Below are 4,191 nucleotides of genomic sequence, written 5' to 3'. Positions count from 1 at the left end.
GCGAAGGAAAGAATCAGAGCGGAAACGATGGTCTTGGCTTGCATGGCAGTACTCCTAGTCCTGGTTAAGTGATCCGGGTCGTACATCGCGATTTCGTTCGGTTGGGAAGTTCGCGATGTCCGTTGCTGTTCCCGATGAAATGCATTCTGCGCTTCCAAGACCTAGGGATAAACCCTCATGACCGAAATTCATCCTTCCATTTTCCACACTAATGGCGGATTACTATTCGCCGACGACTATCGAATCCATAAACAACCGCTATTGCCCCGGCGCTCACGCACGGGTGTCGATCAACAATGCCTCGGCATCGTCCAGGGCGGTCACGCGTACATCCGCCTCATTGCGGATCGCCGCGCCCGTCCCCGGTTCGATCCGCACATCGTTGACGTTCAGCCGCCCTTTGGATGCCACGAGAAATCCGCGGCGCGCCCCCTGCGCGAACCGATACGTCGCGGTCTCGCCCGCTTTCAACGCCACGGCCAGCACACGCGCATCGCCGCGTATCGGCAGCGCGTCGTCGTCGCCGCCGATGCCGCTCGCCAACGTCACGAAACCACCCCCGCCTTCCGGGCAGGGAAAGGACTTCCTCCCCCAACTGGGCAGCGATCCGCGCTGGTCCGGCTCGATCCAGACCCGCAGAACACGCGCGGGCTCGCTTTCCATGTTGAACTCGGCGTAAGTCAGGCCACTGCCCGCGCTCATCACCTGCACGTCTCCGGCCCGCGCGCGGCCGCGGTTCCCCAGGTCGTCCTCGTGGGTCAGGACACCTTCGCGGACGCAAGTGATGATCTCCACGTCCGTCTGCGTCACGGCGGCAGATCCCGCGCCTGGCGCGATCGTTTCGTCGCGCCAGGCGCGCAGCGCCCCCCAGCCAGTCCGCACCGGCCGCGGGCTTTTCGCCGGGGGAAAGCCCGGCCTCGCGGCGGGTAGGTCGCGACCGGTAGCCTGAAGGTTGGGAAGGGCGCGGCGCTCGATCATGATGGCCTCGTAAAGAGCGGTTTCCGCCTTACTTGGCGGGATTGGGGCCGATGCGTTCGCCATGCTTGACGCGCTCGGCCAGCTTATGGACATGCGTGACGGCGTAATCGATGCCCATGCCGTAGGCACCCGAGTGCTCCTTGGCGATGGAGGTCACGGCGTCATAGGTTTCCTGGCGGGCCCAATCGCGCTGCCATTCCAGCATGACCTGCTGCCAGGTCACCGGCACGACGCCGGCCTGCACCATGCGGTCCATGGCGTACTTGTGGGCGTCCAGCGAGGTACCACCGGAGGCATCGGCCACCATGTAGATCTCGTAGTCGCCTTCCAGCATTGCGCACAGGGCAAAGGTGGTGTTGCACACTTCGGTCCACAAACCGGCGACGACGATCTTCTTGCGGCCGTTCGCGGCCAGCGCATCGCGCACATTCTGGTCGTCCCAGGAGTTCATCGATGTGCGCTCCAGGATCTTGTTCTCCGGGAAGACGGCCAGCAGTTCCGGATAGGTGTTGCCCGAAAAACCGTCGGTCTCCACGGTCGTGATGGTGGTCGGGATATTGAAGGTGCGCGCGGCCTTGGCCAGGCCCACCACATTGTTCTTCAACGTCTGGCGATCGATCGATTGAACGCCGAAGGCCATCTGCGGTTGCTGGTCGATGAAGATGATCTGGCTGTTCTGGGGGGTCAGGACTTCGAGGTATTTGTTCGACATGGCTAGGCTCTCTTTCAAGGATGCAATCGGTGGATATTCGGAAGGATTCGACACAGTGAGCAGGCCGTACCGGCCTGCACCGATCAGTCGTACAGGGCGCGCCGTTTTGTGCTGCCTGCATGTCGTCTGTCGGTATCGGCATATTAGGGATGCACGCCGACCCAGAGAACCAGCCGAACGGAATTCCATCCTTTCCGTTTTATGCATGATCGCGGCTTGTCCGGACCCTGGGCGGCCGCTATCATCGAGCCGACTTTTCGCGGGACTACACATGAATAAGCTGCCGGATCTCGAGGGATGGGCGATCTTCGCCAAGGTCGCCGAGACAGGTTCATTCGCCAAGGCGGCGGCCGAATTCTCCTTGTCGCAAGCCACGGTTTCCAAGACGATCACGCGCCTGGAAACCCGAATGAAAACGACCTTGTTCCATCGCACTTCGCGCAGCATGTCGCTGACCGAATCCGGCTATGCCGCGCTGGAGCGCGCCGCGCGCATCCTGGAAGAAGGCGAGGCCGTCGAAGCCGAGGTCACCGAACAATCGAACAGCCTGCACGGAAAAATCAGGTTAACCGCGCCCATGTCGTTCGGCGTTACGCATCTGGCCCCGATGCTGCCGCCGTTCATGCAGGCCCATCCCGACGTGGGGCTGGAGATCGAGTTCAACGACAAGCAGGTGGACCTGGTCTCCGAACGCTTCGACCTTGCGCTGCGGATCTCCAACCTTGTGGATTCCACCCTGCTCGCGCGCCGCCTGTGCTCCGTGCGCATCCTGCTGGTGGGCGCGCCCGCCTACTTCGAGCGTGCGGGGCGGCCCCGGCACCCCCGGGACCTGGCCCAGCACACCGCCTTGCAGTACATGTATGCCCGCAGCGGCGCCAGCTGGCGATTCCGGCATGACACGCACGGCGAGTTTTCCCAGGCCTTGCCGGTGCAGCTGAATGTGAACAACGCCGAGGCCTTGACGCCGGCACTGCGCGCCGGCCTCGGGCTCGCGCTGCAGCCGGAATTCCTGGTGTGGGAAGACTTGCGATCCGGCGCCCTGGAAACGGCCATGGACGATTGGCAGGTGGAGGGCATCGCCCTGCATATCGTCACGCCACCCGGGCGCAGGCGGCCCGCTCGGGTGCAGGCGCTGATCGATTATCTGGCCGGGCGCCTGAACGCGGAGCCCTGGGCTACCAACGTGCAGGGATGAACCAGCCGCGAGGCGGTCTCAGCCCGCCAGGAATCCGCCATCCGCGGCCAGGATATGGCCCACCACATAACTCGCCTCAGCCGACATCAGCCACGCCACGGCGGCGGCGACCTCCTCCGGATGTCCCATGCGCCGCAAAGGCAGCCCGGCCTTCACGGCGTTCATATCGGCGATACCGGAGCCAAGCATCATATCCGTCACCACCCGGCCGGGTGCGACGGCATTGATGCGTATGCCTTGCGGCGCATACTCCATGGCCGCCGCGCGCGTCAGCGCGTTCGCCGCTGCCTTGGAAGCACCGTAGATGGACAGGCCGGGATTGGGGTTGCGTATCCCGCTGACGCTCGTATTGTTGACGATGCTGCCTCCGCCGGAAGCCAGCAGCGCCGGGATCTCATGGCGCATGGCATTGAAGACGGCTCGGACATTCGTGTCGAACACCTGGGCGTAGACCTCGTCGGTCTGCTCGGCCAGCGGCGCGCGCCGCTCCTGGTAGCCGGCGTTGTTGAATACCGCATCCAGGCGCCCGAAGCGTTGCATCACTTGCACTATCGCGGCAGCGAGCTCCGCGTCCGCCGTCGCATCGGCGGCGATGAACACCCCGTCCGTCCCCATCTGGCCGATTTCGGCGGCCAGTTCCCGCCCCAGCGGCTCGCGCCGGCCAGTCACGACCACCGCCGCCGCGCCTTCCGCCGCCATGCGCAAGGCCGTGGCGCGCCCGATGCCGCTGGTGCCCCCCACGACCAGGCAAACCCGACCCTGTAGACGCTGGCCGGAAGGCGGCGCCGGAGCCGGTCCCGCGAGCTCGTATATAGAGGATGAAATCGTAGCCATGTAGGGGCCTCCGGTCCGTGGCACAGCGCCGGCTCCAACATAACCCCAAAAAGTTGCGATACGCAACTACACTGCTGGACCGCACGGTTGCGGCCGTTCCACCGATAAAAGGAACCGCACCCGGTGCCGGCGCGGTTCCCCGACAAAGGTGGATGCGCCAAGGCCGGGATACATGCGTGCGCCGGATGACACTGGCGCGGCCTATATCCACGCCCGCGGATGCCATGACGACGGCGATCGCTCCGCTGAAGACGGAATCACATCGCCCAAAAAATCGGCCCTCGCAGGGAGGGCCGATGTACTGCACCGAGAGGACTGCCACTTACAGCATCCCCGCCTCTCGCCGGGGGAACCGTTCATCCGTACGGGCATGAACGGCCGGACTTCCTGATGGCGCGGTCCGCGACACTTGCCGGACCCCGATGCTGACCGGTCACCCGATCGCGCGATCACGCCACCCGTGGCTGGATTC

At 64.4% G+C, this 4,191-nt stretch carries 4 protein-coding genes; 1 reads left to right on the top strand and 3 read right to left on the bottom strand.

The features are described 5' to 3' along the window. Window positions 1-273 precede the first annotated feature (273 nt). Window positions 274-978 (bottom strand): pirin family protein, encoded by a 705-nt coding sequence (locus ACO1P8_RS13670; protein ID WP_486296431.1) that lies wholly within the window; start codon window positions 976-978, stop codon window positions 274-276. 28 nt (window positions 979-1,006) lie between these two features. Beyond that, window positions 1,007-1,690, bottom strand: coding sequence for a hydrolase (locus tag ACO1P8_RS13665; protein ID WP_486296430.1), 684 nt, complete (start codon window positions 1,688-1,690; stop codon window positions 1,007-1,009). Window positions 1,691-1,961: 271 nt separating this feature from the next. Between ACO1P8_RS13665 and ACO1P8_RS13660 the strand changes: the two genes are divergently transcribed. After that, window positions 1,962-2,885 (top strand): LysR family transcriptional regulator, encoded by a 924-nt coding sequence (locus ACO1P8_RS13660; protein WP_486296429.1) that lies wholly within the window; start codon window positions 1,962-1,964, stop codon window positions 2,883-2,885. An 18-nt stretch (window positions 2,886-2,903) separates the two neighbouring features. Here the strand turns inward: ACO1P8_RS13660 and ACO1P8_RS13655 are convergent, their stop codons facing one another. Continuing rightward, window positions 2,904-3,719 carry an SDR family NAD(P)-dependent oxidoreductase gene (locus ACO1P8_RS13655; RefSeq protein WP_486296428.1) on the bottom strand — a complete coding sequence of 272 codons (816 nt, stop codon included), beginning with the start codon at window positions 3,717-3,719 and terminating at the stop codon, window positions 2,904-2,906. Window positions 3,720-4,191 lie beyond the last annotated feature (472 nt).

This window comes from Bordetella sp. (assembly GCF_057362025.1).
The sequence above is the reverse complement of the archived record's forward strand: the minus strand, read 5'-3'. Positions and strand labels throughout refer to the sequence as shown.